The sequence below is a fragment of the Acidovorax sp. MR-S7 genome (assembly GCF_000400995.2).
In the GTDB taxonomy this organism is placed as follows: Bacteria; Pseudomonadota; Gammaproteobacteria; order Burkholderiales; family Burkholderiaceae_C; genus MR-S7.
The window spans coordinates 1-1223 of sequence record NZ_DF238965.1; the positions used below are offsets into that span (position 1 = coordinate 1).

At 65.9% G+C, this 1223-nt stretch carries 1 protein-coding gene; it reads right to left on the bottom strand.

Features of this window, described 5'->3' with window-relative positions:
- Positions 1-71 precede the first annotated feature (71 nt).
- The gene (locus AVS7_RS18490) at positions 72-1157 is read right to left on the bottom strand and encodes an IS5 family transposase (RefSeq protein ID WP_049696966.1); all 1086 of its coding nucleotides are present in this window, start codon (positions 1155-1157) and stop codon (positions 72-74) included.
- Between the last annotated feature and the right edge of the window lie 66 nt (positions 1158-1223).

Below are 1223 nucleotides of genomic sequence, written 5' to 3' on the forward strand. Positions count from 1 at the left end.
TTTTGAATGCGCGATGAGGCCTTACGGCGGTCTGCGCCTCGTGCATTGAGGGGCCTTGCCGCCCCGATGGCTCAGGCTTTCGCCGTTTGCAGGCGCACCTGTGCCTTGGTGGTCGCCGGTTTGAAGAACGCATCCACGCCTCGCTCAAGGAATGAGGCCAGGCGCTTCATGTTGTAGCAGGCAGCCATCATCGTCATCGCCACCGTGGCGCGCGCCTGCCCGATCGTGCGCACGAACTTGCCGCCCAGGTGCCGGATGCCGGCAAACGCATGTTCGACCCGGGCACGCTTGCTGGCAATGCGCTGGTTGCGCCGCTTGTGGCACTCGCTCAGGGGCTGGCCCGGCTGGGCCCGGCGCTGCATCGCGTCCACCAAGCCCAGCACTTGCAGCATCTGCCGGCGCTGCCGGCTCGCGTAGGCCTTGTCCGTGTGCACGCTGCGCCCGGTGTTGTGCATGTCCAGCACCTCGTCGAAGTGGTGTCCGTCGTGCTCGCTGGCCGTGCCCGTGGCGATGCGGCGGATGAAGCCGTGCTTGAGAGCCACGCTCACGCTGAGCTTGTAGCCGAAGTAGCTCTTGCCGTGCTTTTTCCTGTGTGTGGCATCCACATCCCTTTGCCGGCGCTCGGCTTCACTCCAATCGGGCGTTCTGCCTTCGGCCAGGGCCTCGCGCTCCTGCCTGTCCAGGCGCTGGCGCGGCGCGGGCACCAGCGTCGCATCGATGGCTTGTCCGCCCCGGGCCATGTAGCCATGGCGGTGCAGTTGCGCATCCACTCCCTGGAACAGCACCGTGGCCCCATCCACGCCCAGCCGCTCGCCGAAGCGCCAGATCGTGTTGCGGTCCGGCACGTTCATCGCATCCTGCAGCAGGCAAAAGCGCTGGTAGCTCGCCCGATCCAGCAACTGGTACTCCATCTGTTCATCGGACAGGTTGTACAGGCGCTTCAAGACCAGGATGCGCACCATCACCTCGGTGGGGTAGGCGGGCCGCCCGCCCTTGCGGCCATCGCCGCGCTCGATCAAGGCATCCACCAGCCCAGCCAGGGCTCCGAAGTCGATGTGCCGCGCGATCACCTGCAGCGGATCGCCCACCTCGTCTCTCTTGTGCTGGCGCGAGGCCTCGGCGAACAGATCGAACTTCAGGGCGCTACGGGGCGTGATCATGGCAGGGGGATGGCTCAGGTCTTGTCGATCAACGAGGGATCAGTGGGGTTTTGAGAGGTTCCC